The organism is Atribacter sp. (assembly GCF_035418125.1).
GTDB lineage: Bacteria > Atribacterota > Atribacteria > Atribacterales > Atribacteraceae > Atribacter > Atribacter allofermentans.
Map to the genome: position 1 here is coordinate 1 of NZ_DAOLQM010000236.1, position 3,444 is coordinate 3,444.

Consider the following 3,444-nt stretch of genomic DNA (forward strand, 5'->3'; position numbering starts at 1 on the left):
TTAGGGCTTCATCTTGGTTCCCCGATTTTCCAAAATATTTAAGGAGGTAGAAGAAATGTTTGGTTTTTCTAAATCGAAATGGTGTACCAAAAAGACAGCGTTTTTCCTTACGGTTATGATCATTTTCCTGGTTTTAACCCCTTTGGCTTCAGCGACTAAAATTCAATGGTTGGCCCACCCAGTTCATTTCGCTGTTACCGGTGATGGTGAGTTGCTCAAGCAATTCCAGGAAAAGACTGGAATTGAAGTAGTACCGGTGCTCTACGGAGTAGACGTCATCATGGAGAAAGCCATGATGGAAATGCTATCGGGAAGCAGCACCTTTGATGTTATCTCCTTATCCAACACGACTTGGCGCAACGATTTAGGATCGGATGTCTTCCTTGAACTTGATTCCCGCATTTCTGAAATTGAGGATTATGATGATTACGTACCCGGTCTCATCGAAGCCTTCCGGGCTGCAGACGGAAAATTGGTTGCTTTGCCGATCAGATCCGGCGCAGCTATGCTTCATTATCGAGAAGATCTCTATAATGAATACGGATTAGCAGTGCCAGTAACCATAGATGAATTTGTTAGCAATGCTCAAGCTCTCACCAAGGATACAACTGGAGATGGGGTTGTGGATGTGTATGGATACGCCTTCATGGGAAAAGAGGGATCTCAGCTTATTGATGATTTTGAAAGCTGGCTTTATCCCCATGGCGGTGCTTTTTTTGATGGTGACAAGGTTGTAGTGAATAATGAAGCCGGTGTCGAAGCCGCCGCTTTGCTGACCGATCTTCTCAATGTCTATAAGGTGGTTCCCGCCGGAACCCTTTCCTATACCTCCAGTGAAGTCAAAACTGCCATGCAGGAAGGACTGGCTGCAATGACCACCCTGTGGTGGCAATATAATATTGATTGGAACAAACCAGAACTTTCTAAAATCGCTGGTAATGCACGAATGGCTAAACTTCCGCAAAAACCCGATAAAGGATTGGGATATGGGCATATGGGTTGCTGGGCAGTATTTATTGATAAAAACTGCAAAGAAGTCGATGCTGCTTGGGAATTCATTAAGTTTATCTCCAGTGCTGAAGCCCAAAAATACATGGTCGCTCGTGGAAATGGTCCAACTCGTTTGTCAAGCTTCCAGAGTGAGGAATTTATCAATGCAGTAGGACCAGAAGCCGCTCAGATCATTGCCGATGTGTACGCCGTCGGGAAAATGCCTTCTCCCTCTCCAATCTTCCCCGAGGCTCGAGAAACAGTCGCTCGTGAGCTTCATCAAGCATTTACCGGTGCCAAAACCCCCAAACAGGCAATGGATGACGCCGCTAGCGCAATTCAGAAACTCATTCAATAAAATTTTATAACATCATCTCCCACTCGGTACTAACCTATGCCGAGTGGGAGATAAACAATTTCAAAAAGTAGCTTAGATCTGGCTTTGGAGGCTATTGAATGGCTTCAAGAAAATTTAATAAAAGTATTCCTTACTTGCTGATACTCCCAGCTCTCGCTATTATTTTCCCTTTGTTGATTTATCCGGTTTTTTATAATGTCTACCTCAGTTTTTTTTCCTGGAAAGTTCTCCCCCCAGCTTTTAATTTTGTCAAACTGCAAAATTATCTTGATGTGTTTAATAACCCGGTATTTTGGAATTCGGTGAAAATAACTCTTCAATTCACCGGAATTGTAGTTGGAATCCAATTTGTCCTTGGTTTGGGCTTGGCTTACCTTCTTAATGGTCAAAAATTTGCCAAACAAACCACTCGTTCCATTGTACTCATCCCCTATATCAGTGCTCCTGCCATAATCAGCTTAATCTGGCGTCTCCTCTGGGATCCGGACCTGGGCCAAATTAATCAGATTCTCCGTTTTTTCGGTATAAGAGGACCGGGATGGATTGCCGATCCGGCAACCTCGCTTTTTTCGGTCACGGTAACTGAAATTTGGAGGGGGATTCCTTTTGTCATTTTGGTCCTTCTCGCTGGTCTTCAAGCTTTACCCGATGAACCCTATGACGCTGCCAAAGTCGATGGAGCATCGTCAGTACAAATATTTTTTCTCATTACCGTACCGCTTTTAAAAACCATTATTTGGATTGTTCTTCTTTTTCAAACTATTTTCACCTTGCGGGCTTTCGATATCATTTGGGTTTTAACCGGTGGTGGACCGGGTGGTTCAACCCAAACTCTCAGCATCATGATTTATCGAACGATGTTCCGGTTCTGGGATGGCGGGACATCTTCAACTCTTTCGGTAATCATTCTTATCCTCACCCTGCTGATTAGTTTTGTTTTCTTCCGATATTTGTATAAGGAGATGGAAGTATGAGCCGAAAAACAGAAGGCATCATTATTATCCTGGTTGTTCTCTTTATTGCACCGGTCATTCAAATGGTCTTGATGTCTTTCAAACAACCTTTAGACTTGTTTTCAACTTTTTTGTTTTTTAAACCTACCGGTGCCAATTATGTTGATCTGTTCAGCCGGCTCAATCTCACCTACTTTTTTAAAAATAGTATCATTATCGCCTCAGGGACGGCAGTATTATCGGTGATTTTAGGGGCAGTTGCTGCCTATAGTTTCGCCCGATACAATTTTCCGATGCGAAAATTCCTCCTCTTTATGGTCCTTTTTTCTCGGATGCTTCCACCGGTAGCCGGTGTGGTTCCGCTTTTTTTAGTCATGAGGAGATTGGGTTTCACCGATACCTATGGAGGGATCATTCTTTTATATACTGCTTTTCAAACCCCCTTTGTTATCTGGATGATGCGGGGCTTTTTTCTGTCCATTCCGAGAGAACTGGAAGAAGCAGCAGTTATAGATGGATGTTCGCGACTGACTGCTTTTTTACGAATCACTCTTCCTCTCAGTCGGCCAGGTTTAGCTGCGACTTCGATTTTTGCTTTTACTCTTTCTTGGAATGAATTTCTCTTCGCCTTAATATTCACCGGTACCAATACTAAAACTATACCAGTCGCAGTACCAGAGCTGATCGGTGAAATGGGTATATTCTGGGGTCAAATCTGTGCGGCAGGAACTCTGGCGGTTCTGCCAATTTTTATCTTTTCATTTTTAGCTCAAAAACAACTCATCAGTGGTCTTACTTTCGGAGCAGTAAAAGGGTAGACCTTTATGCCGTTTCGCGGCACCAGATGAGGATGAAAAACCGAGGGGGAGTGGTCTATCCTTTTTGCTTTTTTTATTTTTTAATTCATTTTCTAACACTTAAACTAAAATTACGGTTTTTGCAAGGCAAAAATTATAATAACGTAAAGAAGAATGAATAAGGAGGTTTTCATGAACGAACAATATGATCTCATAGTCGTAGGAGGAGGTTTAGCCGGAACCTGTGCTGCTGTTGCCGCTGCACGCTTGGGATGTCGAGTTGCTCTGGTACAAAATCGTCCAGTACTTGGCGGAAATTCCAGCAGCGAAATTCGCGTTCCAGTTG

Annotated in this window: 4 protein-coding genes; all 4 read left to right on the top strand. The window is 43.1% G+C overall.

The annotated features are described in order from the left end of the window. The first annotated feature begins 55 nt into the window (after positions 1–55). Positions 56–1,348: an extracellular solute-binding protein gene (locus PLK24_RS09810; protein ID WP_324478665.1), complete on the top strand. Its 1,293-nt coding sequence runs from the start codon at positions 56–58 to the stop codon at positions 1,346–1,348. A gap of 98 nt (positions 1,349–1,446) precedes the next feature. After that, a complete protein-coding gene (locus PLK24_RS09815) occupies positions 1,447–2,322 on the top strand; it encodes a carbohydrate ABC transporter permease (RefSeq protein WP_324478667.1) in 876 nt (291 codons plus the stop codon). Next, positions 2,319–3,119, top strand: coding sequence for a carbohydrate ABC transporter permease (locus PLK24_RS09820; protein WP_324478668.1), 801 nt, complete (start codon positions 2,319–2,321; stop codon positions 3,117–3,119). The genes PLK24_RS09815 and PLK24_RS09820 overlap by 4 nt, the downstream gene beginning before the upstream one ends. 153 nt (positions 3,120–3,272) lie before the next feature. Continuing rightward, positions 3,273–3,444: FAD-dependent oxidoreductase (locus PLK24_RS11490; RefSeq protein WP_349770679.1), on the top strand; the 172-nt coding region annotated here is incomplete at its 3' end.